The organism is Methylobacter luteus IMV-B-3098 (genome assembly GCF_000427625.1).
In the GTDB taxonomy this organism is placed as follows: domain Bacteria; phylum Pseudomonadota; class Gammaproteobacteria; order Methylococcales; family Methylomonadaceae; genus Methylobacter; species Methylobacter luteus.
The window spans coordinates 1,040,976-1,065,968 of record NZ_KE386569.1 but is presented as its reverse complement, the minus strand read 5'-3'; the positions used below and the strand labels follow the sequence as shown (position 1 = coordinate 1,065,968).

At 52.0% G+C, this 24,993-nt stretch carries 23 protein-coding genes; 3 read left to right on the top strand and 20 right to left on the bottom strand.

Annotation, left to right across the window (positions count from 1 at the left end):
- Positions 1-186: 186 nt before the first annotated feature.
- The 8 genes from METLU_RS0106740 to METLU_RS0106700 form a co-directional block, all read right to left on the bottom strand.
- Positions 187-687 (bottom strand): hypothetical protein, encoded by a 501-nt coding sequence (locus METLU_RS0106740; RefSeq protein ID WP_155920473.1) that lies wholly within the window; start codon positions 685-687, stop codon positions 187-189.
- Between the two features lie 341 nt (positions 688-1,028).
- Positions 1,029-2,990 (bottom strand): alpha-amylase family glycosyl hydrolase, encoded by a 1,962-nt coding sequence (locus METLU_RS0106735; protein ID WP_027157548.1) that lies wholly within the window; start codon positions 2,988-2,990, stop codon positions 1,029-1,031.
- Between the two features lie 16 nt (positions 2,991-3,006).
- Positions 3,007-3,897: a PfkB family carbohydrate kinase gene (locus METLU_RS0106730; protein WP_027157547.1), complete on the bottom strand. Its 891-nt coding sequence runs from the start codon at positions 3,895-3,897 to the stop codon at positions 3,007-3,009.
- Complete coding sequence (locus tag METLU_RS0106725; RefSeq protein WP_027157546.1) at positions 3,890-4,738, bottom strand: HAD-IIB family hydrolase; 849 nt, start codon at positions 4,736-4,738, stop codon at positions 3,890-3,892. Before METLU_RS0106725 ends, METLU_RS0106730 begins: the two co-directional genes overlap by 8 nt.
- Positions 4,731-6,875, bottom strand: a complete 2,145-nt coding sequence (locus METLU_RS0106720) for an HAD family hydrolase (RefSeq protein ID WP_027157545.1) — start codon at positions 6,873-6,875, stop codon at positions 4,731-4,733. The genes METLU_RS0106725 and METLU_RS0106720 overlap by 8 nt, the downstream gene beginning before the upstream one ends.
- A 147-nt stretch (positions 6,876-7,022) precedes the next feature.
- Complete coding sequence (locus tag METLU_RS0106715; RefSeq protein WP_027157544.1) at positions 7,023-7,892, bottom strand: phosphate-starvation-inducible PsiE family protein; 870 nt, start codon at positions 7,890-7,892, stop codon at positions 7,023-7,025.
- Positions 7,893-8,245: 353 nt separating this feature from the next.
- Positions 8,246-8,710: a peptidoglycan-binding protein LysM gene (gene lysM / locus METLU_RS0106705; RefSeq protein WP_027157543.1), complete on the bottom strand. Its 465-nt coding sequence runs from the start codon at positions 8,708-8,710 to the stop codon at positions 8,246-8,248.
- Positions 8,711-8,738: 28 nt separating this feature from the next.
- Positions 8,739-9,299: a DUF937 domain-containing protein gene (locus METLU_RS0106700; RefSeq protein WP_027157542.1), complete on the bottom strand. Its 561-nt coding sequence runs from the start codon at positions 9,297-9,299 to the stop codon at positions 8,739-8,741.
- A 350-nt stretch (positions 9,300-9,649) separates the two neighbouring features.
- Here METLU_RS0106700 and METLU_RS0106695 point away from each other — a divergent pair, with 350 nt between their 5' ends.
- Positions 9,650-10,627 (top strand): MerR family transcriptional regulator, encoded by a 978-nt coding sequence (locus METLU_RS0106695; protein ID WP_027157541.1) that lies wholly within the window; start codon positions 9,650-9,652, stop codon positions 10,625-10,627.
- A 58-nt stretch (positions 10,628-10,685) separates the two neighbouring features.
- On the opposite strand, the gene ftsH is transcribed toward METLU_RS0106695, so the two are convergent.
- The 8 genes from ftsH to METLU_RS0106650 form a co-directional block, all read right to left on the bottom strand.
- Entirely contained in the window at positions 10,686-12,614 is a 1,929-nt protein-coding gene (gene ftsH / locus METLU_RS0106690; protein WP_027157540.1) for an ATP-dependent zinc metalloprotease FtsH, read from the bottom strand.
- A gap of 251 nt (positions 12,615-12,865) precedes the next feature.
- Positions 12,866-13,060, bottom strand: coding sequence for a hypothetical protein (locus METLU_RS24715; protein WP_036242912.1), 195 nt, complete (start codon positions 13,058-13,060; stop codon positions 12,866-12,868).
- A 720-nt stretch (positions 13,061-13,780) separates the two neighbouring features.
- Complete coding sequence (arsB, locus tag METLU_RS0106675; protein ID WP_456237699.1) at positions 13,781-14,875, bottom strand: ACR3 family arsenite efflux transporter; 1,095 nt, start codon at positions 14,873-14,875, stop codon at positions 13,781-13,783.
- A 16-nt stretch (positions 14,876-14,891) separates the two neighbouring features.
- The gene (gene arsA, locus METLU_RS24710; protein WP_051299806.1) at positions 14,892-16,694 is read right to left on the bottom strand and encodes an arsenical pump-driving ATPase; all 1,803 of its coding nucleotides are present in this window, start codon (positions 16,692-16,694) and stop codon (positions 14,892-14,894) included.
- A 47-nt stretch (positions 16,695-16,741) separates the two neighbouring features.
- Positions 16,742-17,332 carry an arsenite efflux transporter metallochaperone ArsD gene (gene arsD, locus METLU_RS29290; protein ID WP_081679038.1) on the bottom strand — a complete coding sequence of 197 codons (591 nt, stop codon included), beginning with the start codon at positions 17,330-17,332 and terminating at the stop codon, positions 16,742-16,744.
- 30 nt (positions 17,333-17,362) lie between these two features.
- Positions 17,363-17,845 (bottom strand): arsenate reductase ArsC, encoded by a 483-nt coding sequence (locus METLU_RS0106660; protein WP_036242911.1) that lies wholly within the window; start codon positions 17,843-17,845, stop codon positions 17,363-17,365.
- Positions 17,846-17,959: 114 nt separating this feature from the next.
- Positions 17,960-18,469, bottom strand: coding sequence for an ArsI/CadI family heavy metal resistance metalloenzyme (locus tag METLU_RS0106655; RefSeq protein WP_027157536.1), 510 nt, complete (start codon positions 18,467-18,469; stop codon positions 17,960-17,962).
- Between the two features lie 55 nt (positions 18,470-18,524).
- On the bottom strand, positions 18,525-18,875 hold the full coding sequence (locus METLU_RS0106650) for a metalloregulator ArsR/SmtB family transcription factor (protein ID WP_027157535.1): 351 nt from the start codon (positions 18,873-18,875) through the stop codon (positions 18,525-18,527).
- A gap of 206 nt (positions 18,876-19,081) precedes the next feature.
- Here METLU_RS0106650 and METLU_RS0106645 point away from each other — a divergent pair, with 206 nt between their 5' ends.
- Positions 19,082-19,291 (top strand): hypothetical protein, encoded by a 210-nt coding sequence (locus METLU_RS0106645; RefSeq protein ID WP_027157534.1) that lies wholly within the window; start codon positions 19,082-19,084, stop codon positions 19,289-19,291.
- Between the two features lie 207 nt (positions 19,292-19,498).
- Here the strand turns inward: METLU_RS0106645 and METLU_RS27210 are convergent.
- Together METLU_RS27210 and METLU_RS0106630 are read right to left on the bottom strand one after the other, a co-directional pair.
- Positions 19,499-20,288, bottom strand: a protein-coding gene (locus tag METLU_RS27210) for an IS5 family transposase (RefSeq protein ID WP_155920432.1) whose coding sequence is annotated in 2 segments (ribosomal slippage) — positions 19,499-20,027 and positions 20,026-20,288 — 792 coding nt in all. Because the reading frame shifts where the segments join, the coding sequence is not laid out codon by codon here.
- Between the two features lie 98 nt (positions 20,289-20,386).
- On the bottom strand, positions 20,387-22,036 hold the full coding sequence (locus METLU_RS0106630; protein ID WP_027156516.1) for an ISL3 family transposase: 1,650 nt from the start codon (positions 22,034-22,036) through the stop codon (positions 20,387-20,389).
- Positions 22,037-22,147: 111 nt separating this feature from the next.
- On the opposite strand from METLU_RS0106630, the gene METLU_RS24700 reads away from it, so the two are divergent.
- Positions 22,148-22,594, top strand: a complete 447-nt coding sequence (locus METLU_RS24700) for a DUF502 domain-containing protein (protein ID WP_081679037.1) — start codon at positions 22,148-22,150, stop codon at positions 22,592-22,594.
- A gap of 50 nt (positions 22,595-22,644) precedes the next feature.
- Here the strand turns inward: METLU_RS24700 and METLU_RS0106620 are convergent, their stop codons facing one another.
- Both METLU_RS0106620 and METLU_RS24695 read right to left on the bottom strand, forming a co-directional pair.
- Positions 22,645-23,472, bottom strand: a complete 828-nt coding sequence (locus tag METLU_RS0106620; protein ID WP_027157533.1) for an AlbA family DNA-binding domain-containing protein — start codon at positions 23,470-23,472, stop codon at positions 22,645-22,647.
- 199 nt (positions 23,473-23,671) lie between these two features.
- Entirely contained in the window at positions 23,672-24,823 is a 1,152-nt protein-coding gene (locus METLU_RS24695) for an SIR2 family protein (RefSeq protein WP_051299805.1), read from the bottom strand.
- Between the last annotated feature and the right edge of the window lie 170 nt (positions 24,824-24,993).

The following is a 24,993-nucleotide window of genomic DNA, read 5'->3' as shown; positions in this document are numbered from 1 at the left end:
ATACGGCCATTTCGCGCAGCAAATCGCCATTTCAAACAGGCCGGCTACATTTCTAGAACACATAACGGCTGCGAGGCTCCGTTTGTTGGTGGATTGCTAAAGCAAATCCACCTTACGATTCATCCGCCATATGGCCTTAGCTATCGGCGGAACCTGTGGACGATTCCGCCTGATGGGCGGCTTGTTTCAGGGTATAAATAACTCTGAATTCTCAAATATATCTCTGGCAAATACAGTTTTCAGCGTACTTAGTGCATCTCCAACAAGCTGAAAGTAAACGAACTCTATAAGCTTGTTGGGATCATATGTTATCGTCATTTTAATATTGTCATTCATATAGATACCAGAGTCAGCATAGCTTTCCAAGAATCTAAGGTTAAGCGCGTCGGCTAAAAAAACGCTAAGCTCCGATGAGAGGCGTTTAGATGTTTCAAATTCCCACCCATCTTCACCTAGTGTTTTTTGGGTATCAACAGGAATAATAAATGCTGCTTTGTATTTTTCTTTCATGTCGTTACTCAGCCACTCTAACTGGTATTTGATCAACACCGACTTTAATAGCAGCAGATGTACGATGTTGTCCATCTTGTAGGGCGTAAAATTGACCGAGGCTATGCCATCGGCACCAGTAGTTGCACTAGATGGCGTTAGTCCTCCGCCTTTATTTCCTTTGGGTGATGATTCCACCGCAAATGTAACGATTTCTCCAGCGTATGGAGTGCTTCCGTCATAGTCTATAAGTTGAACAGATAGTGGTTGTGATTCAAACGAGCCGTCCTCGGCAACTATGACAGTTTGTCCATCACCCCCTGTTTTTCTTAAGCTTCTTGGAATTAAGCCAAATGTCGCAGTGTGGATAATTTTTTCATTCTCAACAACTTCGGCAGTCCAGATACCCGGCTTTCCGTAATTGATGTCGGATGTAATAAATTGCCATCATGAGAGGATTTCGACCTTACAGTATATTTGACGAATGTATCAATTAAATGTGTAGTATCAGTCGCTTAAACGCCATTCCTACCAAACATTCAATATTCATTCAGCCAATAAAAGTGGAAAGGCTGCACAATCAACCTGCCCTCCTCTATAGTAGGCCGCTTTCCCGAATATAAATCGGTCAACTCAACGGAATTGCCGAACCCTTCCTGAGCCAGGGTTTGCAGATCCAAAGACTGCGCTTCGGCGCTGAAATTGCTCACGACCAGAACGCGTTCCGAAGGACGGTTGTGATCGAAACGCATGAAGGCAAACAGATGCTCGTTATTCGTATCGATCAGATGGCGATTGTTAAAGTCGGCAAAGGCGGTAGTTTCCTTGCGTATCGCGATCATTTTCTTTAACGCGGTGAACAGCGTGTGCTCTATCGTGCCCTGTTTCTTGCGCAATTCGGCGCGTTCCCAATCGATTGCTGGCCGGTGTATCCAGCGACTGTCGGCTGATTTGTCATGATCATTGAGATAGCCGTAATCATTGAAAGTACCGATCTCATCGCCATAATACAGCAACGGAATGCCGCCGAAGGCCATGATCAAGTTATGCAGCAGCAGGATCTTATCGATAGCAATCGCGACTTCCTGTTCATTTCCGGATTGGGTTGCTTTTTCCAGACCTGCCAGCGATGCCAGTGACCCTGAGATGCGGGCATCGCCGGTTTTGTCATTGCGCATGAAGGGAGCGCCATTGGCGAAAGAGCCCGGATAATTGCCTGTAAAGAAATCAATCAAAAATTGTCGGTGCGCGAAAGGCTCGTAACCGGCGGCACGAATGTCGTTGTCATCAAACCCGAGGCCGATATCGTCATGGCAGCGCACATAGTTCAGCCAGGTGGCGCGCTCCAGTTTATCGGGCAGGCTTTTCAGGCCCTGGGTCAGCAGCTTGCTGTTCTGCGTGGCGATGGCATCCCATAGCAGCGCCATCAACGTGGCGTTGTAGGCGATCTCGCATTCCTTGGCAATGATCGCGTCTTCACCGAAATATTTGATGATTTCCACCGGTGCGACAATGGCTTCAGCGATAAACAGCGTACCCGGCGCCGTGACCTGGCAGCAGTCCTTCATTAATTGCAGCAGCAGATGCGCTTCGCGTTCGTTCTGACAGATGGTGCCCATTTTCTTCCATAAAAAGGCCACCGCATCGAGCCTTATGATATCGGCGCCCTGGTTGATCCAGAACAGAATGACGTCGATCATCTCGATGAAAACGGCCGGATTGCTGTAGTTCAGATCCCATTGGAAATCATGGAAAACCGTCATGACCCATTTTTGCATGGTCTCGTTCCAGGTGAAATTGCCCGGGCTGGATTCCGGAAAAATTTCCGGCATGCTTTCCTCATACATATCGGGGATGTCGCGGTTCTCGAATATGTAGTAGTAATCCTGATACTTTGTGTCGCCGGCAATAGCCTTTTGCGCCCACTCATGCTCATCGGAGGTATGGTTGACGACTACGTCCAGCACCATCAGGATATCTCGCTTGTTGAATTCCTCGGCGATCGCCTGCAGATCATCCAGCGTACCGACCCGCTCGTCGATCATACGGAAATCGCTGGCCGCATAACCGCCGTCGCTTTTGCCGATCGGGCACTTCAGAATCGGCATGATATGTACGAGATTGACGCCCAACTCCTGAAAATAAGCCGTCTTCGTCGCCATATTCCGTAAATTACCGGCGAAACCGGCACTGTAAAGCGCCATGCCGACCCACTGCTGGCTTAGAAACCAGTTGTGGTCCTTTTCCCGGGCGAGATCAAGATCTTTCAGTTTTCTCGACCGATTCATGTATTTCCGCACCAGCACCTCAACCAGGCGCGTCATCTGGAATTTGAAATCATCGCGCTGGCCGTAGAGAAGCTCAAAAAGATTATGAATGGCGTAGAAGTTAGCGCCCAGGCGCGTATAAAAATGCTGCAATTCCCGTCGTCGTTCGTATATATTCGGTTGCAGTTCTTCCAGAATTTCGTTCAGTAATGAGTGGGAGATTTGTTCGTACATGATTTTTTCTCTCTGGCTACTGATTGAGTGCCCAGGCTTCTATAAACGGCTGATAGAAGCTAGCATCCTGAACCGTTGCGCCGCGTCGGCCAACCAGGGCCGAAGCGAAGCACTGCGCGCGCTCCATGGTCAATTCTACATTCCAGCCCAGATTCAGGCCGAGCAACAGGATGGCGGCGAAGGCATCGCCGGCGCCGACCGTATCGACGACTTCCAATGTTTCTGCCGGCGTTACTTCGATCTGGTTTCCCGCCGCATCGATCGCCAGCGCGCCCTGGTCGCCGCGGGTCATGATCAAGCCATCGAGGTCATGCGCCGCCTGAAACGCGCGCATATCGGTCTTGATATCGCCCGATAATGGCTGTAGCGCGGCCAGTTCATGATGATTGAGCTTGACCCAATCGGCGTCATCAACCAATCGCAGCACAGACTCCTTGTCCCACCACGGCGCGCGCAAATTGACATCCAGAAAAATCTTGCCGCGATGCCGGGCCTTTAACGCCGCCAGCGCCTGTCGCGATACTTCATGCCGCACCGCCAATGTGCCGTGGTAAAGCACCCCCCCGCAATTCTCCGCAGCCAGCTCATCAGCGGCGATAAAATCGTAGGCCTGCGACGGCAGGATCGCATAACGGGGCTCGCCATCGTCGATCATGACCTGCACGGAGCCGGTGGGATGTTCGCCGTCGCGTTGCAGGCCCGACACAGCCATGCGCCATGTCCGCATAGCTGATTCAATGGCATCGCCCAATGAATCCCGACCGACGCGGCTGATAAAAAGCGGCGCCTGAGCGAAAGCCTGCAGATGCCAGGCCACATTGAAGGGCGCGCCGCCCAGCACGCAGCTGCCGTCGGGGAAATGATCGAACAGCACTTCGCCGAACACTGTGATAGGTTTATTAGTCATTAATTTTCATCCATTGTTGCGTGTGCGGCAGGTAATGCGCCACACCTTCCAAAATTCCGGCGCTGTAGTTGCCGTTCATGCCCAAAAAGCCGCCTTTGGCGAGATAAAGCGCGCCGCCGGTCGAGCGCAGCGCTGCCAATTCCTGGGCTTCTTTGCGCACCTCCGCGCTGGCGTTGGCGACCAGCACCGACCGGATCGGGCTGGTCAGCACCGGCAGGTCATTGCCGCTGTCGCCGGCGAATACGGTATTTTCGATGCTGAATCCAAGCTCCTGCATCAAAAATTCGATGGCATGGAATTTGGTGGCACTGGCCGGCAGCACGTCCAGTAGCCCGACAGGTCCGGCCTCATCGATGCTATATATAAGATCGGCCCGGATGGCCTGCTCTGCCAGCAGGCCGCGCATGGCTGCCATGAGCCGGGGCAGATCGGCCTCCACCGGCACATAATAGCTGAGCTTGAAACGGTTCTGCTTGACGCTTTCCTGCAACCTCAGGTCGGCCAAGTGCTCGAACAGCCGCCGCATATCGGTATGTTCGCGGCCTGCCCAGTCAGGCGCAATGGCTTCTATCCATTGCGGCCATTCCCGCCAGCCATCGGCCGTTATCGCATAAATGCTGGTGCCGACGTCGCCGATGACAAAATCGGGTTGCGGCAGCTTGTAGTCGGCTATCGCCTGTTCCACCAACGCCCTGTGCCTGCCCGAGACATAAGCCAGCCGAACTTCCGGGCGCGCGGCCAGCGCCGCGAACAGTCCTCTCGCCGAGACCGATTCCGGCGCGTTGCCGTTCGGCAGCAGTGTTCGGTCCAGATCGGTGCAGATTAACAATCGTTCAGTCATTGTTGTTGAAAAAATCATAGTGCTCGATGGCTTCGATAATGCCCAGCGCATAAGGTTGCTGCGCGAAATAGATGCGTTCCGGTTCATCCAGCTGAGCGAGTTCCTCGCGGTGCCGGTTGGCCACGACGACGGCCAGCGTGTTGCCGCGCATCATGTCCTCGTCGGCGCCCGATCCGCCGGCGACCAGTATCCGTCCCAGCGGAATATTCCACTGCTGGGCGAAATAGCGCAACGCCAGCCCCTTGGAGGCGCGCGCCGGCACGATATCGAAATACTGCCCGAAAGATAGCAGCGCATTGACGACCTTTTCTTCCTGACGCAACCGCGCATTGATCTCATCCGGGGACGGCGCGATATCTGCATTGTAATAAAACGAGATCTTGAAACGGCTTTGTTCGCTCTTGGGCTGCAAGGTCAGGCCGGGTATTTCGCTCATGATCCTGCGGATGGCGCCCGGATTCCAGTAATGGTCGATATGTCGGGTCCAGGCCGTATCGGCCGTGATATGCGGTGCATAATAGATTTCCGTGCCGAGGCTGGTAATCAATACATCCGGTGTCGGGATACGATGTTTCCTCAGCACCGCCAAAGCTGAATCGAGCCTGCGTCCGGTCGCGATGCCGAAAAAGACATGCCGGCGCCTGTCGCGAATATAGCGGGCGAATTCCTGCAAGCCTTCCGGGTTGCCGAGCAGGCTCTGATCGATATCGGTAAAGATGGCCCGATCCTGATAGCGCAGGGAAACGCGGGGGCGGGCGACTTTGGGCAGCGGCATTTGCTGGCCGAGCAATGGCTTGATGTTGTTCAGATATTTCTCGGCATGGGCCTGCCATGAATAATATTTGCGGACATTGACCAGACCGTTTTCGGAAAATCTCTGCCATTGCCCTTGATCCTTGAGCAGCGTCAGCAGCGCCTCAGCCAGCGCCTGTTTATCAAGCGGATCAATGAGCACGCCATTATGGCAATTGCCGATAATATCGACCGGACCGCCGTTTTCAGTCGCGACCAGCGGCAGGCCGCAGGCGGCCGCTTCCAGCAGGGTCAGGCCGAACGGCTCGGTCAATGCCGGATTGACGAACACGCCTTTCGACAAAGCCGCCAGCCGGTAAATGGCCGGCACGTCTTCCTGACTGTGATGTTTGGGAATCGCGATACGCCCGTACAGATCGTAATAATCAATCAAAAGCAGAATGTCCGTGAGCACCGACTGGGCGCCCTCGTCCATTTCACGGATATCGTCACGACTACCGGCCACGATGACCAGATTGGCCAGTCGCTGCAATTTTGGACATTCGCCGTATGCTTCGACCAAGGTGCTGATGTTCTTGCGCACATCAGGGCGCGAAAGCGCCAGGATCATCGGCTTTTCAGGTTCGTTCAAGAACCGCGTCAGGCTCTTGTAGATCTCCGCGTTTTCCTCCGAACCGTCCGGCGCATGAAACTGATCCAGATCCGTGCCGGGTGGAATGACTACCATACGCTCAGGATGGTAATAATCGTAGAGCTCGTACTGTTCGGCAATTTCATTGCGCGTGCTGGTAATGACCAGCTCGGCGTTGGCCAGCACATCCTCTTCGACATTGATGCGCCGGGACAAATGGTAACTCTGTTCGACCGTATCGCTGTGCAGCCCTGTCGCCAGCAGCCGGCGGCGTTTGTCGCGCCCCAGGGAATGTCCGGTATGGATCAGCGGAATGCCGGTCAGATGGGAAAGACGCATGGCCACATAACCGGCATCGGCGTAATGGCTGTGCAATACATCGGGCATGCGCGGCTGCTGATGCAGCCATTGCAGCAGATTATCGGCGAATATATCCAGATAATCCCAGAGTTCCTCTTTTCGGAAATAACCGTCCGGGCCTGCTGCGATACGGATGATATGAGCCTTGTCCTGAAGCCGCTCTATCGGTTCGCCGTAATCGGCGCTCAGATTGGGATCGATAATTTGCCGAGTTACCAGATCGACACGAGCGACATCTTCGCGAAGCGCCAGAGCCCGTGCCAGATCGACGACATATTTGGTCTGACCGCCAGTATCGGCATCACGGCCCAGTTCAAGATCGTGGCCTCGAATCAGGCCGTGAACGCTGATCAGAAGCGGATAAAGAAGGTCAGTTTTGCCTGCCATAACCATTCCAGTTTGCTAGAGGTTAATAGGTTTTTTCACATTCCTTTTTCATCTTACCTGTTTTTGGCGCGGAATTTGAGCTTTTTGCCCTCCAAAAACGGCACAGCATATATTGAATCCATCGCAACTACTGATTATCCGCAGCTTCAGGGGCTATTCCTTTTTATGAATCAGCCAGTATGTAATGCCCAGCGCCACGACAACCAATGACGATGCGCCGACATATTCATATGGTAAATGCTTGTAATCAAAGACAATAACTTTTCGCGAAATCGCCATCAGAGCGGTCGCAACGACCAGCTTGACGGGAATCACATCACTGCGGATATACAAGGTGATGTTCAAAAAAATCTCAATGGCGATCAGTACGGCCAAAAATGCCCCGAAAGTATCCAGGATTTCATCAGTGGTCATCAACAGAAAAGGCGGCGTCGTCATCTTTTCGTAAATCACGTAAATAACATCGACAATACTGAGCAGGATCACAAAAGTCATCAGCACGGCCAGGAACTTGACGCCTGAGCGAATCGTGCGATGCAGCAGCTGAATAAACGGATCTTCATGATCCATGGGCAGCTCTTCATGCTTCGTCACGCTCACGTGCTTGATCAGTTTGACTCGCAGGAGATTGACTAACGGGCCGATAATGCCTTTATGCGTTGCGATGCCCGCCGGCGTAAATTCCTTGTCAAAAAAATGGGGAAATTCTTTGAAACTGTTTAACTCACGTTCATCCAGGTTCTCGAACCCCATGCTCCAGTAAGGGAACTCCCGTTCAGCAATCGGTTTTGTTTCAATCAAGGTAACGTCTTTGTGCCGCCTGTCTTTTTTTATTTTTTCAAACGTTTCATTAACGGTTTCCTCGTCGCCTTCCAGTATCTGAAAAAAAGTCCTGTGTAAATAGATCAGCGCGCCGGTAATATCTCTGGCGCTGTTATTGGTGCGGCAGGTTTTCAAAAGCGCTAGCAGCTCTTCGGCGTTCCAGTCCTTCAGGGCTGTGCTTGCAAAAATCAGTCTGATCATATCTGTTTTCCTCATAACACTAGACTCTAATTGTTACGCAAGATTCCTAGCATTAAAGGCTCCCGGTTAGACAGGCACGTTTTTTAGTTGATAAAACAGAAGATCTGAGCGGTTATAGAGTATGGCCGGACGCATCAGATGTTTGAAAGCAAGCCGGAAACTCCAGTACGGTTTTGCTGAAGAAATTAATGGCGATATTAAAAAAGCTCCTGGATGAGCAGACTTTCTTGCATCTGGCCCAGCTTTATATCCATCAACCCGGTTATCTCTTCGGTCAACCAACAAGAGACATGTTCCTTCACCCGATCAGATGAAGAAACATGCAGGATGCATTACGAACAGACAAACACTATTTAACTTAACGGTATTCTGATTTTCTGCCCTGGATAGATCAAATCCGGGTCCTTGATGACCTCTCGGTTCGCCTCAAAAATACGCGGATATTGATTGGCATCGTGATAATACTTCTGAGCAATTTTCGATAACGTATCGCCGCTGGCAATCACGTAGTACTCGACGTTTGAAGGTTCCAGCGCCGATGCGGCATCTTTACCCGCCGAGGTCGCCTCGACGACGTCGATTTTCGGCACGACTTTACTGACGCCTTTGATATTCCCGGCCATCAGCACGGCCTTCTGCGCCGCCTCCGCGCTATCGGTCGTGCCGATCAGAGTTACTTCGCCGTCCTTGTAGGTAACGCCTAAGTCGCGAATGCCCGGATTACTGGCCATAATGTGATCCGTAATTTTACCCGCGGCCTCGTCGTCTTTATTGAACAGTTTGCTGCCGATATCTTTAACAAAGTCTAATAATCCCATGTCATCCTCCGGTGCTGTGAAAAAGCTATTAAAAGAATTTCTTGGCAAGATTCAATAAATCATCGGTGATATCACCATCCTTGTCCGCATCCAGGAAAGACGTGAGCCAATTGCCCGACGGACTGGCGCCGGTTTGTCCATAGCTCTGCGCCGAACCGGTGGATACGGTTTGATCGGAGGTTTGTTTGCTTAAGGCGGCCATGACCGCTGCCGCCACCAGGGGCAGTAATCTCTTGACAATACCGGTATCCGTGCCTGTTTCCTGGGCGGCATGAGCCGCCACATTGCGGCTGACGTCCTTGCTGCCGAAAATATGGCTTAAAATCTCGTTTCCCTCGGCTTTGGCCTCTTCCTCCTGCAACGCTTCGGGATGGTCAAGATAACGTTGATAGTTCCCGGTCTTCAGGTCGTTTAATAGCCCTTGCAAGCCCTCGCTGCTCGCCGCATTGGATTTGATCCCTCTGGAGACGGCGGGCAGCAATTGACTGACGATATTCTGCACATCGTTTTGATCAATACCGACGCTTTGCGCCAACTGGGCAACCATGTCCGCATTCTGCTTTCCTAGAACAGCATCAAATAGACTCATCGCTCAACCTCCTCATGATTTTGAGGTTTCTATTAGCAAGCACCTGTTCAAAGATACTTACGACTTTGGATCAAAATTCGCTTATTAATTTCCCATTTCCAAATAAAAATAACTGGCTGTGTCCTGTCTCAGATCAACAATCGGATGTTTTAGTTCTGGAAAAATTGTAACCTTCTCCCTGCGATGAGCTTAATAATCGCTCAATCAAGAGAATCTCAAATATTAAGCGGAGTCTATTCAATAACTAGGCAATACAATGTATTAAAAGGCTTTAAAGATTGTCCTGCGTCAAATTTTTGTAAAAGTGCTGTGTTATAATTTTTTTAAAAAACCCTATCACGCTCTCATACATGAATGAAGATCAGACCAAGCCAGCGCAATACTTAATCAGTACCGTTTCGAAGCGTTCCGGCGTCAAAACCGACCTGATCAGAGCGTGGGAAAAACGTTATGAGGCTGTGACTCCCTCCCGTACAGCGGGCAGACAGCGTGTCTATACCGACCAGGATATCGTCAGATTAAAATTGCTCAATCAGGCCACGAGCAATGGTCATAGTATCGGCCAGATTGCCAGACTCTCTCTGGATGAACTGCAATCCTTACTCAAAAAAGACATCCACACGACAAAACAGTCGCTGGAGATTGTCACGCAAATACGCGGTGGCAGTCGTGAGCTGGCGGAAGAATACCTGGAGAAATGCTTTAGCGCCATCGTTGCTTTCGAGGCTACGGTACTGGAAGGTCATTGCGAGAACGCCATTGCCGAACTGGGGCCTATGCCCTTTATCGAACATTTGCTGACGCCTTTGCTGAATAAAATCGGCAAGAGTGGGCAGGCCGGCTTGCTGAGGCCGGCGCATGAACATATGGCTACAGCCACATTCCGTTCCCTGGCTTATATCCTGCGGACCAGCACGCCCTGTCCGAAGCACGCTCCGCGCATGATCATGAGCACGCCGCTAGGCCAATTGCATGAAATAGGTGCCCTGCTCGCCACGATTATTGCCGAATTCAAAGGCTGGCACGTGATTTATCTGGGCGCCAACCTACCGGCTGAAGAAATCGCCGCCGCCGCTAAATATACCTGTGCCCGTGCGGTGGTAATCAATATCAGTTTCAGAACTGATGATCATGTCATCAACAGAGAGATAAGGCGTCTGAACAAGCTGATCGGGAAAGATGTCGCTCTCATTGCAGGCGGGAGAGCGACAGCCGATTATCAAACCGTTCTGGATGAGGTCGGTGCCCTGCGCGTCCAGAACCATGACCACTTCAAATTGATGCTGGATGGTTTACGCGCTCAAACTCCGCTTCATGACTACTCTTAACCGGATAAGTAGTTTGGTTCAAAAAAGGGGGATGCATATCCCCCTGAATGAGGGCACCTCAAATCTGCTCGGCAGGCTTGTCCGCAGCAGTCTGTGCAGCTTCAGGTTCTGCTTTTTTCTGCCCTTTGGTGTCCGAATTAGGCTGACGGCCTTGATGATCGTTCCCATCCTGAGGCGGTCTGGCATCTCTGCCGGCCATTAAATCCTCGATCTGTTGGCGATCCAGCGTTTCCCATTTCATCAGGGCTTCGGCCATTTTATGCAGGATGTCGATGTTTTCCTGCAGAATGATTTCCGCGCGTTGATAGTTACGGTCGATGATCGAACGTATTTCTTCATCGATCATATGAGCAACGTTAATGGAAACAGCGCTCCCCTGAGAACCGGGATACCCCATGAAAGGCTGACCACCCTCCTCGCCGTAAACCTGTGGCCCTAGTTTGTCCGAGAACCCCCAGCGTTTGACCATGTTGCGAGCCAGCTCGGTTGCGCGCTCGATATCATTGGAAGCCCCTGTGGTTACGCGGTCTCCTCCATAAATCATCAGCTCAGCAATTCTGCCGCCGAACAGGCCCGCTATCTGGCTCTCCAGTTTGCGTTTGCTGGCGCTGTACTGATCTTTTTCAGGCAAAAACATCGTGATGCCGAGCGCCCGCCCCCTGGGCATGATGCTGACTTTATAGACCGGATCGTGATCGGGCGATTTCTGACCGACGATACAATGTCCCGCTTCGTGATAAGCGGTTAGTAACTTATCCTCTTCCGTCATGACCATGGTGTGTTTCTCGGCGCCCATCAGAATCTTGTCCTTGGCTTTCTCAAGATCCTGCATGCTGACTTCTTCCTTGTCGGCTCTGGCCGCGAACAGCGCTGCTTCATTGACCACGTTGGCCAACTCCGCGCCGGAAAATCCCGGCGTGCCGCGCGCTATGTATTTCAATTCGACATCGTCGGCAACCGGCACTCTTTTGATGTGTACGTTTAAAATTTGCTCACGGCCGCGTACATCGGGCAACCCGACGGTTACCTGTCGATCAAAACGCCCCGGTCTGAGCAGGGCTTTATCGAGTACGTCGGCGCGGTTGGTTGCGGCAATAACGATGATGCCTTCGTTGCCGTCAAAACCGTCCATTTCCACGAGCAACTGGTTAAGCGTCTGTTCGCGCTCCTCATTGCCGCCACCCGTGCCGGCACCGCCGCGTTGACGACCGACGGCATCAATCTCGTCGATAAAAATAATGCAAGGCGCATGCTCTTTAGCCTGCGCGAACATATCTCTAACCCGTGAGGCGCCGACGCCGACGAACATTTCGACAAAGTCGGAACCGGAAATACTGAAGAACTTGACGCCTGCTTCACCGGCAATAGCCCGTGCCAGCAGGGTTTTACCGGTGCCCGGAGGACCGACCATTAAAACGCCGCGCGGCATTTTACCGCCCAGCTTCTGAAACTTGTACGGATCCTTCAGGAAGGCCACCAGTTCGACCACGTCCTCTTTGGCTTCCTCGCAACCGGCGACATCTTCAAATTTGACCGTCATTTTGTCTTCGGTCAGCATTTTGGCTTTGCTTTTGCCAAAGTTCATGCCTCCCCCCATGCCACCGCCGCCTGGCATTCTGCGCATGTAGATGACCCATATCGCAACGAGCAACAATATGGGAAACCAGGAAATGAATAATTGCATCAAGAATGATTGTTGTTCCGGTGCGTAGGTTCTTATCTGGACACCGGCTTCGAGCAGATCATCAATAAGGTGGGGATCATCAGGATTAATGGTCTCATAGGTTTGGCCTTCCGATGTGCGGACTCTGATGAGATTCCCCAGCATTTCCACCCGCTCAACCTGTCGATGCTGAACTTTTTCAATAAAACTCGAGTAGGCTATGGAATTATCCGTTGGAGGGGTTGAGTTTAACTGGTTAACTACCAACACTGCACCGATCAAAACAACGCCCCAAAGCAGTAAATTCATTGAATATTTCTTCATGATTTATCTCCGGACTTTTGCGGGATGATCAACACCTTGGCGCTGTCTGCGTGCTCATGGGCACTGCTTGGTTTTATGCATAAAAATATCATTCTAGACAATTACTTATATTAACTTGCAGAATTGAACAGATACGTTAAAAAAATGTATCTCGCCTTTTTCCTTATCAGTTCCATACAGGTTTTATTGTGCTTTGCCCGTGCACTCCATCCTCCGTTAGCAAAGCACGATGTTAAAACCCAAACCTGTAATCAGGTCATTTTTAAAAAGAACATTGCGTTATAGAAGCGGTTGAGTTTTTTTTCATAAAAAACTGACGGCCATAAAAACCCAAGCGCTTTTTGACTAATTTCTTGAAGCGTTCTTTTTATGGATTGTTTGGCTTTCGGCATATCACTGACCCGGTTTGATCCATAACTTTGATGATTTCCTGCAATCGACTTCATGCGAGGAGTCACAGTGAAATAAGCTGAGCAGCGATACAACCAGGCGCTGCTTAACTCTTTGTTTTGACCATGGTTTATCTAAATAGGTCATAATAATGACGTCTTTGTAAGCCTAGTTAGATTACAGTCTAATAGATAGGATGATAACATATTGATTTTATTAGGCTTATTTTTAACCTAGTCAATCAACAGAGCATGAGCCGAGCGGCACTTCAGAAACGGCATTAACCTAATTCTCCACCTAATTTAGGTCCAATGATAATCAGTAGCCCGGCCATTGTCTAATTATAATTAGACAAAATATGTACAAAAACCTCAGAACAGTTAAGCATTATTAGAGAATAATAATATAAGATGAGGATTTTTTTGAAATAGCCGTTAAAGGGTTAATCGCGATTTTGTAAGGCAGTTAAATCCCTGATAGAAGAAACATTAGCTTCCTCTGCGGAATTTTCCTGCCTTATCAAATTGATGCTGCCCGTAGTGCATGTAATTTTGCCAGACTCGCAAGCTCTTGTATCTGCACAGGCACTTAAGGACCTCAATAAAATATCGCTAATGTTCGGTCAAATGGCCGTTGCCCAACGATGTCTAAAGAGTGCCCTCTCCCGACCAATGGGGATAGCTTTGTGGGATTTTTGTAGGGCCATAAAAATGGCGGATCAATAAACAGAGAGGCTATTATCAGTCCCTCTGCTTTTTATTCACTGTTTTTGGTCCTTATGCCGGACGCTTTTCGTACCACCCTCGTGAGGCATTGACCACCTTCACCACCAGCAGCATCACCGGCACTTCGATCAGTACCCCGACGACGGTCGCCAGCGCGGCTCCGGAATTGAATCCGAAGAGACTAATAGCCGTGGCTACGGCCAGTTCAAAAAAATTGGATGCGCCGATCAGGGCTGATGGGCACGCTATGCTATGTTTCTCGCCGACTGCGCGGTTGAGCCAATAGGCCAGCGCCGAGTTGAAGAACACCTGGATCAGAATCGGCACGGCCAATAAGGCAATGATGAGAGGCTGCTTCAGGATGGCTTCACCCTGAAAGGCGAACAGCAATACCAGCGTGGCCAGCAGGGCGGCAATCGACCACGGTCCGATCTTTACCATCGCGGCATCGAAAGCAGTTTGCCCCTTCGCCAGCAAGGTCTTGCGCCAGAGCTGGGCCAGAATCACCGGGATCACGATGTAAAGCACCACTGAGGTAATGAGCGTATCCCACGGCACGGTAATGGCCGAGATGCCCAACAATAAACCCACCAGCGGCGCAAAGGCTACGATCATGATGCTGTCGTTTAAAGCGACTTGCGACAATGTGAACAGCGGATCGCCATTGGTCAGACGGCTCCAGACAAAAACCATCGCCGTGCAAGGTGCGGCAGCCAGCAGGATCAGTCCGGCGATGTAGCTGTCGAGCTGATCGGCAGGCAGCATCGGCGCGAAGAGATTGCGGATGAACAGCCAGCCGAGGAAGGCCATCGAAAACGGCTTGACCAGCCAGTTCACGAACAGGGTAACGCCGATGCCACGGACGTGCTGACGCACTTCGTGCAGCGTGCCGAAATCCACCTTCATCAGCATCGGAATAATCATCACCCAGATCAACAGCCCGACCGGGAGATTAACCTGTGCGATCTGCATGCGCCCGATAGCTTGAAAAACGTCGGGCAGATACTGGCCCAAGGCGATGCCGGTGATGATGCAGAGAAACACCCAGACGGTCAGGTAGCGCTCGAACACGCTCATCGGCACGCCCGCCTCTTTTTTCATGGGAATTTTATCTTTTTTCATGGCGATTTTATGTTGAGTAGACACAGCAATGGCCTCCTGGTTATACGTCGCGCCGCTGGTCCAGTTCGCGGCGTCGGATTTGTGATGACATAGGGTCGGTCAGTTCTAGCAGGCGTTCTACGCCTACCGGCTCTTCTTTCAGCAATGGCACGACCGCATAGCGCCGGGCATGACGGCTGGCCACGGCATCGATCTCGCGCAGCTCGTTGGCGGCACGCTGGCGCAACAAGGGCGATTGAGCGCCAGCCGCAGCAGTACTCATATTGATGATCCAGGCCCAAGGCTCAATGCCGGCCCGGCGCAAGTCCTCCTGCAGGTTGGCCGCTTCCAGCACCGGCGTGGTTTCGGCCAGCGTGGCGATCAGCACCTTCGTCCGCCTGGCATCCTGTAACTGCATCATCGGCGTACTATAGTGCAGGCCGGACTTGCCCATCTGGCGTGTCACTTCACGGTGATAGGCGCCGGTCGCATCCAGCAGCAGCAAGGTGTGCCCGGTGGGTGCGGTATCCATCACCACGAATTGCTTGCCGGCCTCGCGGATGACGTGAGAAAACGCCTGGAATACAGCGATCTCCTCGGTACAGGGCGAGCGCAGGTCTTCTTCGAGCATGGCGAGGCCTTGCCCATCGAGCTTGGCGCCTTTGGTCTTCAACACGTGCTGACGGTAACGCTCGGTTTCCTCTTCTGGATCGATGCGGCTGACGGTCAGGTTGTCGAGCGCACCATTCAGTGTTTCGGCCAAGTGCGCCGCCGGGTCGGAGGTCGTCAGATGCACCGGCAAGCCGCGATGCGCCAGTTCTACGGCAACTGCGGCAGCCAGTGTGGTTTTCCCCACACCGCCTTTGCCCATCAGCATCACAAGGCCATGGCCGTCCTGTGCAATCTCATCGACCAGCTCGGAAAGACTGAACACGTCGAGTTCGAAGGGAGCGACCACGTTAGCCTCCTCTTGTGCGGGGATGTTCACCAACAGCTGGCGCAAGGGTTCTACACCCACCAGATTGAATGGTTTCAGCATGACCTCATCGCGAGGCAGGGCTTTCAATGCGTCCGGGATGGCTTTCAGCGCTGACTGCTCACGTTGGTAAATGGCTGCGGCCAAGGGATCTTTGCCAGCCTCGCTGACCGGCAGGATGCCGTTGATGACCAGATATTGTTGCGACAGTCCAATCGACGCCAGCTCTTCATGCGTACGTGCGACTTCACGCAAGGTAGCCTGCTGGGCACGGGCCACCAGGATCAGCCGGGTACGGGCTTCATCGGCCAGCGCATCCACGGCCGCCTTGTATTGCGCCCGCTGCTTTTCGAGGCCGGCCAAGGGGCCCAGACAGGACGCATCGCCCTTGCCCGCCTCAAGAAAGCCGTTCCAGGCGCCGGGCAGTTGCAGCAGGCGAATGGTATGGCCGGTAGGCGCCGTATCGAAAATAATGTGATCATAATCGGCCGTTAACGCCGACTCGGTCAGCAGCGCGGTAAATTCGTCAAAGGCGGCAATTTCGGTCGTGCAGGCGCCGGACAGTTGTTCTTCAACGCTTTTCACCACCGCTTCGGGCAACACACCTCGCACCGGGCCGACGATGCGGTCGCGGTAAGCCTGTGCCGCCGCTTGCGGATCGATTTCCAGGGCCGCCAGGCCCGGCACATTGGCAATCGCAGTAATGTGGTTGCCGATGCTGATGCCAAACACCTGCCCTACATTGGAGGCCGGATCAGTGCTGACCAGCAGCACGCGCTGTCCGGCTTCCGCCAGTTGTATCGCCGTGGCGCAGGCAATCGAAGTCTTGCCTACCCCGCCCTTGCCGGTAAAAAACAGGAAGCGCGGCGGCTGGTCAAGAAATTTCATAGGCGACTCCTAATATCTCGCTTGGATAGACACACATGGCATTTTTATTAGACGGTGGTGACCGAAGCCGTGCTGCAACATGGGCTCGCTTTCGCGCCGGCATGGGGCAAGACTTGCGGTCCAAGATAGCGCTGAGCAATATCCAGCATGGCCCGGGCGGGGGTATCCTTGACCATCTGGGCAAGATCCACAGCTCGGCGCATATCCGTGTTGCTGACGCCGAGTTTACGCGCTTGGTCGTAATGGTATTTAAAGCAAGGCTCGCAATTGGCGGCGATAGCAGCGCCGATGGCCACGAGCTCGGCGACCTGTTCCGTAAAAATAGAGGAGGCCGCAGCGAGACCTAGCCATTCAGCCAGTTCCGCACGACTGGGGTAACGGCCAGCCAAAGCCACTTCGCCGTCAACCAGAATCAATGGCAATGCTTCCGCGCCGGAACGCTCAAGGAATTCCTTAACGACAGCGTTTTCGGCAAAAGCTGTGGGTTGCTGGGCGAGGTTGAAGCGCTCGATCTGCGCGCCCTGCTGTTTCGCCCAATCCACGTCAGCGGAAAAGTCGACCAATTGCTGATCGACATCAACGCCGCATACGCCGGTGCTACAGCACAGTGCGGGATCGAATACCTGGATAATTTTCATTTTGGATCTCCACGGAACATTAAAAAATAGTCATTGCAAAAGCGTGCCGATCCGATCCAGTTCCTCTTTCAGACGGGCAGGATCGTTTTCCAGTTCGGTCAGTGGCAACGCTAAAAAGGCTTCAATACGAGCACGCAGGACGCGGTAAGCGGTCATGAAGGCCGCGTCGATTTCCGCATCCGTGCCGGTCGCATGGGCTGGATCATCCACGCCCCAATGGGTACGCAGCGCCGGGCCAAGGTAAGCCGGGCAAGTTTCGCCTGCCGCGCTGGCGCATACGGTGATGACGATATCCGGCGTATGCGGCAGGCTATCCCACGACTTGCTGTGCAAGCCTTGGGTCGAGATGCCCTCGCGGTCCAGCAGAGCCAGCGAGCGCGGATGCACCTGTCCGGTGGGCTTGCTGCCCGCACTCATGGCCGTCCAACCAGCGGGGGCGAGATGATTGAAAGTGGCCTCAGCCAGGACCGATCGGCAGGAGTTGCCGGTGCAAAGGAAGAGGATGTTTGGCATGGTGTTTCCCTGAATATGATTGAATCGTTCGCACTAAAATAATTATGGCAATAATTGAATACTGGCATTAAACACCTATGTATTCATGCTCTTACCTCAAACTCTTAATATTTGTTATCCACTGCAGCAGGATGAAGTTGACTTCTCGTCAGAGCAACAGGTCGTTGCCGGCTCAGGCGCACAGCAGGCGGTTGTGGTCTCGGGTGGACAGCAGACAAAAGGATTTTCGCCATCAGACTGAGCATTCTGATCGTTAAACGTTGGAATCTCGGACAAGGAATGGAAGGATTCCCAGGCAATGCCTTGTGGATCGGTGATCCAGTATTTATCGGAGCGCATGTAGCAACAAGCTGCCTGTTCCTGCGTTTCGACAGGCCGTTGCGTGGCATCCAGGCGCTGTTTGATGTCCTGCAGTTCCTGATCGTCTTCGGCCTGAACACCAAGATGATCGAGTCCGAATCGGTTGCCGCGGTTGGAGATGGCGAAATTGATGCGCGGGTCGTCCAGCATCCATTTTGCGTAATCCTCGTGCCGCACCGTGGGGTCACAGCCGAACAGGGTGCTGTAAAACTCAATGTTCCGGTCGAGGTTCTCTACCGACAGGTGTATATGGAATCTTTTCATGTAAATCTCCTTAAATTGATATACGCATAAGCGTATGTTTTTGGTAAAAAATACATCAACAGCAAGCTGCTGCTTCAGGCCGGCATTGCATGTTCTGCAAGCGTTCCAGATCGTTTTTAAGCTGACCGCTTTTATCGGCGGCCATTAACGCGTTTTCCAGAATCGGAAACGCCCAGTCAGGCAGTTTCGGGCTGATCTGATAATAAACCCACTGCCCTTCACGACTGTCCAGCAATAAACCGCATTGACGCAATTGCGCCAGATGCCGCGAGATTTTAGGTTGAGACAGATCCAGCGCCGTCGTCAACTCGCAGACGCAGAGTTTGCCTTCTTTTTGCAGCAACGTGATACAGCGCAGGCGCGTATCGTCAGACAAGGATTTAAAAAATTGAGCCGGTGTAATCATGTGCATCTAAGTTATGAATATATGCATAACCATATATAAATATCATCAACCAGTCAAATTTTATTTTTTGTTCGGCATGGAAAAATCGTAAAAATAACTGAAAGCGCCAGTCTAAGTTTTATAAAAAATCCTGACTAAATAGCTCAAAATTGACAATAGCGTTAAGATAAAAAAGTTCTCATTTCAGGCGTCATGAGGTAAAAGCCATGAAAAGCAAGCTTAAAACCTTAATAGATTACGTGCTGATCGGCGTGGCTGGATTCCTTCCTATCGCCTTAGTGTTCCAGATTGTTATCTATGTCGAACATTTATTGGCAGACTTTGTATTACTCGTCCATGGTCGATACGAAAATCCATTAGTGCCTATCGCTTTGTTTATGGCAGCCATAGCGCTACTTGTAAGGGCTCGCGTTTGAAAATGGCCGGGCTCGCAATTAGCCCGATTTTCGGCTCGAATTATTTGCCACTGAAAATCCGGCCCGGCTCGCATTAGGGGTCTTGCTCACTTTTGGTGATGCAAAACTCAAAAGTTATTCTGGCTCAGCAGTCAGCGTGTCGTAGCGATTGACTGCGGTACTGGATTTTGAACGAACGACTGGAAGACTGAGATCCTTAGAGCTTGTTCAATATCTCCGTAGCAACAGCGCCAGGAAGGCCAGATTAACGAACTGTAAGCTGGTATTGAGCAAGCGCTCAGTGTTCTTCCATAATCTTCGGCACTTCTCCAGCCAGGCAAACGAACGCTCTACTACCCAGCGTTGCGGAATGACAGCGAAGGTATGAAGCTCATGGCGTTTGGCCACCTGCACCGAAGCGCCAAGCAGACTCTGAACAGCTTCGGCGAAGGGTTGGCCACTATAGCCGCCATCGACCAGCAGCGAAGTGACCTCAGTTAAGTCTTTCCAGTTCTGTTCAATGGTTTTTAGCGCCCCTTGGCGATCACTGACGTCCGCCGTGGTGATGGCAATTGCATGGGGTAACCCTTGCGTGTCGACAAAAATATGTCGCTTGATACCTGAAACCTTTTTGCCGGCATCATAACCTTTGCTGCGTGCGCAGTCGGTGTTTTTGACACTCTGTGCATCAACGATGCAGAAACTCGTCCTGGCGTTGCGCCCCTGTCTGGTACGGGCCTCGCCAACCTGATTTTTTTAATGCCTGCTCCAGCAGGCTGGTTCCACCTTCAGGTTTCTCGCTCCATAACGAAAAATAATGATGGACCGTGCGCCATTTCGGAAAGTCGCTCGGCAGCATGCGCCACTGGCAGCCGCTCTTCAGCAAGTACAGAATGGCACAGAACACTTCATACAAGTCCACTGTACGAGGTCGGGTTTTCTTGCGAGCATTTTCTAGCAGAGCTCTGATCGGTTCAAATTGTTCGCGACTGATGTCGCTGGGGTACACTTTTCTCATGCCCTCATTATCTATCATACTCAGCAGATATTGAACAGGCTCTTAGGACAGGCCTGGCGTGTCAGGTGCGGGCGTAGCAACAACCGGCCGCAAAGGCATCAGGCGGCTAATAAAAACCGCCGGGTTAATAGATCCAGACCCGCACGCCCGTACATCGACCGCTTCAGCGTTTTGAGCCGGTTGATGTGACCTTCGACCGGACCGTTGCTCCAGGGCAAGATCAGGCTGGTTTTCACGGCGTCATAGTCGTCGCGCAGCCCTTTGGCAAAGCGCTGCAAGGCGGGGCAGATACTCTGGGCAGCGCGCACCAGCCAGTGATCAAAGCGGTCGGGCTGCCGTTGACGGACCATCGCGGCAAACTCGCGGGCGAGTTCAATGGCGGCTGCTAATTCCGCATGTTGCGCTTTAAGCTGCAGGATCAAGCGTTCGTCCTCCTCGATGCGTTGTTCGGGTCGTTGCAATACCAGCCGCGTGACACGTCGGGTAGTGAGCGCCCGCAGCCGAGTTTGATTAACTTTGGGCAGTTGCCCCGGAGGCCGCTGTCGAGGCTTGAGTCCCTGGGCCTCTCGCAACCGGCGGGTGTAGCGCGCTACTGTAGCATAGCTACCGCCATAGCCTTGGCTTTGAAGCGCGCGGAACAGCGCCAAGGTTTCACGCTGCCCCGCATTCCAACGCTCGACCAGGTAGGCTTTGTAGGGATCCAAGAGGCTTCTGCCCCGATCGCTGCGCTCCTTGCGTTCCGGAAAGACCGGGGCCTGAAGGTAGCGGGTCACGGTCATGCGGCCGATGCCCAACTGTCGGGCAATGACGCGATCAGACCAGCCGTGGCGGTGCAGTTCCCAGACTCGGGTGTAATGGGCGAGGCGCCGCGCCCGGCGCTGTTCGGCCCGTTGCCTCGCCAGAGGCGGCGGTCGGGTTGGTGGCACCGTGACGGTGCCGGCAGGGATACTCGGTTCCGACTTAAGCTGCTTCTTGACCTCAGTGAGTGCGGAACCATGGGCGCTGAAGACCTGATCGAGTGCTTCGCTTAGGTTCTGCAGCAAATGAAAGCGATCGGTCATCTGGATCGCCTGCGGCGCACCCGCGCGAATCCCCTCCGCATAGGCGATGGACCGATCCCGGGCCACCATCTTGACGCCGGGATGTGCGCACAGCCAGCCGGCCAGGGTATCGGCTTGGCGGTCGGCGAGCAGTGCGACCGGCCGGCTTTGCTCCAGATCGACGAGGATCGTGCCGTAGCTTTGGCGTTTGCGATGGGCCCAGTCGTCAACCCCCAGAATAGCTGGCGCTGGTCCGTCCGGCAAAGGTTGACGGCGTATCAGCCGTAACAGGGTATGACGAGACACCCTGATGCCGAGGCGGTCGCTCAGCCGAGCCCCGGGTGCCCCGCCCAAAGCCAGGCCGATAGAGGTCAGACGTTCGGCCAAGCGATTCGTGCGTCGTGCCCACGGTTCGGCCAGGTCGGGCAGACGTTCGGTGAAAATTCGTCGTGAGCAAGCAGCGTTGTCACAGAAGAGCTTACGCACGCTGAGCTGAATCTGAAGGCCATAACCACTCCACGGCAGATCCGTCAGTGTGCGCTGATAGCGGCTGTGGAGGCGTGCCGCCGGCTGATGGCAGCCCGGGCAAGAAGGGGTTGGCTGTAGGGAGGTTAACTGCAGTACAAACTGAGTTTGCGTAGTTTCAACCCGCCAGGCATCAAAGCGAAGATCGGGTAACGCGAGGAGCTGTTGAACAAGGAAATGCATCTCCTTGATATGGGGATAGCCGGTTGAGAAATCATCACCAAAAGTGAGCAAGACCCCTAATGCGAGCCGGGCCGGATTTTCAGTCGCAGCTAATTTGAGCCGAAAAACGGGATAATTGCGAGCCCGGCGGTTTTCAAACGCGAGCCGTTACAGCTACTGGCTTATTTCGGCAAACTGCTCAAGCATGACAGAGCGCATTTACTGTATTATCTGGAAGGACTGATCCAGCGCATCCCCGTTATCGGCAGCATTTATCGAGTCACCAGGAAACTGATCAGATTGTTTTTCACGACTCAAGACCCGCAAGTGCGGGAAATAGTGTATGTGGAATATCCCAAAGACGGCATGTGGGTACCCGCCTATGTCACCAATCGCATAAACGACAGCTACATTTTGTACATTCCCACTTCGCCCAATCCCACGTCCGGTTTTACCGTTCTGGTCCATAAAGACAAGGTCGTCAAATCGGCCATGAACATTGAAGAAGTCTCGAGCTTCGTGATCAGCGTGGGCGTTGATTATGCTAAACCCGATGAAACAAGCAATTTATATAAATAGCGGCATAGCCAATCAACCGCTATGCAACATCAGAAAACGGGCTATATGAATTACTTGGCGTGCGTCCATCTACCGGAGATATAGCCCAATGCCTCCTGAATATTCAGATCGCGCGTGCCTCCGCCGGTTCTGACGTAAAATTTCGGCGTATTGCCCTGGTTTAAAAACACCGGTCTGGCAGCGGGGGACACGATAAGGCGACAGACGTCCTTATCATCAATGACGTGGAATAAAACATGGACAAAGGGGCAAAGATCGGCGCCCAGATTCGTCGAAATAAGCGTCATGATAGTTTGCTCGAACCCATCCTGGTCAGGCCTTTTGAGTGTTTGGTAATCTTTTTCAAGGCCGACCACCTCGCCATCATCGGCAACACCGATCAGCAACGTGCCGCCTTGATGGCTATTCAGAAATCCGGCCAGGGTTTTCAGCACAACACCTTCAAGAGCCCGGTTTATGCGCGACTCCGCCATATCCCAGCGCAATGAAGACTTGAACTCCAGTAAAGGCCCTTCACCCTGCAGGATAATCGAAGGCAAATCTTTATCCAGTTCCATTTTTAATTGTTCGATGCGCAGCAAGCGATTATGCAGCACTGTGTATAGACCCAAAGACAACAATCCAAGCATCGCACCGATTTCCGCATAGAACACGATGAGATTATTCTGTGCAATCTTCCCCGTCAGCATCTCCCTGACTTGACGCAGTACATACTCGATTGACGAGACCGGATTGGCTGCCCGCTCGCGCGAGCTAATATAATCATAACTTGGCGCCAAAATGAAAATACCGATTAACGCCCCTATAATCGCGGCAGCAAAGTAGAGCTTTAGCTGTTGCCTCCAAAGCCTAATCATCAATAAAAAAAATCTTTTCATTATTTCTCGGAATTCAATCTTTTAGAGAAACAGCCCGGGGTATATAACGGATACTTGTATCAACGGCAAATCAGGCCGACGATTTGTTTGTAATAACTACATAGACAGGGACAATCGGAGAGCAGGATCTCCACAACATTCGGAAACTTACAAGCCTGCGCATCCCTCATGAAGACCGGCTTGAATTCTTTACGGTAATTTAACTCAGATGTTCCAATACCGCTCTTGCCCACGCCGAGAACTTGCCGGTATAGGGAATAACCGTTAGGCATCTTCGCTCTCCGGAATGGTGAAAGATCTTATTGATTCTGTGAATTTGCGTATCATCGATCGCCAGATCGATGTAGAACACCACCTTGTTGTAGCCATCGCTGCGATCTTCCGCGAACTGCTTGAGAATCAGCCGCACTAACGCATCCTCTTCGGGCAGACTGTAGCCGACGATTACCAGCACAGTCGATTCATGCAGTAGCCGGATAACTTTTGGAAAGATAGCCTGAAAATATTTTTGCTGATAATCCTGCTCATGCGACGGCAGCATGATTTGCGGCGGATTTAATTTCAGGCTGCGAAAATCTTTCTCTCTGTAATCAAATTCGTAGCCTAACGGGGTCTCATAAATCTCAAAACCGCCATTGACTTTCAGCAGATTATTAACAAAGCCATGATCGTGTATCGCTGTGGCCCTGTTTTTGCCGCAACAACACTGCCGCGGCGTGATGCCACGATAGGTATGCCGTAAAAACGACTCATCCGGTCCTGCGCAATTATCCAGAATAGCCTCGATAGTGGCGTCGTAATTTGTGGTAATGAAATGCGGCCTTACACCTTCAGGCAAACTCTCAGAGCCGTCAGCATCTCTAAGCAGCCGTGAAAAAAGCTGCAAGATAGTCTGCTGATCATCGCTCAATTGAGTATCGAAACAAAATTTGTCAAGATCAGGATTAACAGGATATGAAGGCGCCATATTCTTAAATTTTTCGACAATCAGCGCCTTGAGCTCGTTTTCAACGATGGCGATATTCTGTTCATCCAGGTATCTCGACCTGACGACGGCATATTTTTTCATCATGCCGATCTGATAAACGATGTCTTTAAAGAGCTCGCAGGTTATATCCAGTCCATGCACCTGATAATTATTGAGCGTCAGAAACTGCTCCAGAGCCTGGCCGCTTGGATTCCACTCTTTATATTTGAACTCAAACAACTGGTTTTCCAGCGGAAACCGTTCGTCCCATGATTTAGGGAAACCGGCCCCGAGGAAAAACGAAAAGTTACATAGTGGCGCTGTTTTTTTGCCTTTAAAGGAATGCTGATTGATCAGGGATGCAAATGTTCTAGGAGAATCCATCACGGCTTTCTCGGTATCCACCGTTAATTAATAAGATTTTATTAATTAAGAAGATTTTTTCTGAAATTTTCGGACTTAGAAAAGCCATCTTAACCATCTTGAATTCCCAAGCACAGAGCGATTTGTATGACAGCCTGAATTTTGGCCCTTAACGGCAATTAGACCAGATG

What these genes read in the sequence shown, in the direction of transcription:
- METLU_RS0106735 (WP_027157548.1), bottom strand. Translation starts at nt 2,990, where the DNA reads ATGTACGAACAAATCTCCCACTCATTACTGAACGAAATTCTGGAAGAA.
- METLU_RS0106730 (WP_027157547.1), bottom strand. Translation starts at nt 3,897, where the DNA reads ATGACTAATAAACCTATCACAGTGTTCGGCGAAGTGCTGTTCGATCAT.
- METLU_RS0106725 (WP_027157546.1), bottom strand. Translation starts at nt 4,738, where the DNA reads ATGACTGAACGATTGTTAATCTGCACCGATCTGGACCGAACACTGCTG.
- METLU_RS0106720 (WP_027157545.1), bottom strand. Translation starts at nt 6,875, where the DNA reads ATGGTTATGGCAGGCAAAACTGACCTTCTTTATCCGCTTCTGATCAGC.
- METLU_RS0106715 (WP_027157544.1), bottom strand. Translation starts at nt 7,892, where the DNA reads ATGATCAGACTGATTTTTGCAAGCACAGCCCTGAAGGACTGGAACGCC.
- lysM (WP_027157543.1), bottom strand. Translation starts at nt 8,710, where the DNA reads ATGGGATTATTAGACTTTGTTAAAGATATCGGCAGCAAACTGTTCAAT.
- METLU_RS0106700 (WP_027157542.1), bottom strand. Translation starts at nt 9,299, where the DNA reads ATGAGTCTATTTGATGCTGTTCTAGGAAAGCAGAATGCGGACATGGTT.
- METLU_RS0106695 (WP_027157541.1), top strand. Translation starts at nt 9,650, where the DNA reads ATGAATGAAGATCAGACCAAGCCAGCGCAATACTTAATCAGTACCGTT.
- ftsH (WP_027157540.1), bottom strand. Translation starts at nt 12,614, where the DNA reads ATGAAGAAATATTCAATGAATTTACTGCTTTGGGGCGTTGTTTTGATC.
- METLU_RS24715 (WP_036242912.1), bottom strand. Translation starts at nt 13,060, where the DNA reads ATGAAGTCGATTGCAGGAAATCATCAAAGTTATGGATCAAACCGGGTC.
- arsA (WP_051299806.1), bottom strand. Translation starts at nt 16,694, where the DNA reads ATGAAATTTCTTGACCAGCCGCCGCGCTTCCTGTTTTTTACCGGCAAG.
- arsD (WP_081679038.1), bottom strand. Translation starts at nt 17,332, where the DNA reads ATGAAAATTATCCAGGTATTCGATCCCGCACTGTGCTGTAGCACCGGC.
- METLU_RS0106660 (WP_036242911.1), bottom strand. Translation starts at nt 17,845, where the DNA reads ATGCCAAACATCCTCTTCCTTTGCACCGGCAACTCCTGCCGATCGGTC.
- METLU_RS0106655 (WP_027157536.1), bottom strand. Translation starts at nt 18,469, where the DNA reads ATGAAAAGATTCCATATACACCTGTCGGTAGAGAACCTCGACCGGAAC.
- METLU_RS0106650 (WP_027157535.1), bottom strand. Translation starts at nt 18,875, where the DNA reads ATGATTACACCGGCTCAATTTTTTAAATCCTTGTCTGACGATACGCGC.
- METLU_RS0106645 (WP_027157534.1), top strand. Translation starts at nt 19,082, where the DNA reads ATGAAAAGCAAGCTTAAAACCTTAATAGATTACGTGCTGATCGGCGTG.
- METLU_RS0106630 (WP_027156516.1), bottom strand. Translation starts at nt 22,036, where the DNA reads ATGCATTTCCTTGTTCAACAGCTCCTCGCGTTACCCGATCTTCGCTTT.
- METLU_RS0106620 (WP_027157533.1), bottom strand. Translation starts at nt 23,472, where the DNA reads ATGAAAAGATTTTTTTTATTGATGATTAGGCTTTGGAGGCAACAGCTA.
- METLU_RS24695 (WP_051299805.1), bottom strand. Translation starts at nt 24,823, where the DNA reads ATGGATTCTCCTAGAACATTTGCATCCCTGATCAATCAGCATTCCTTT.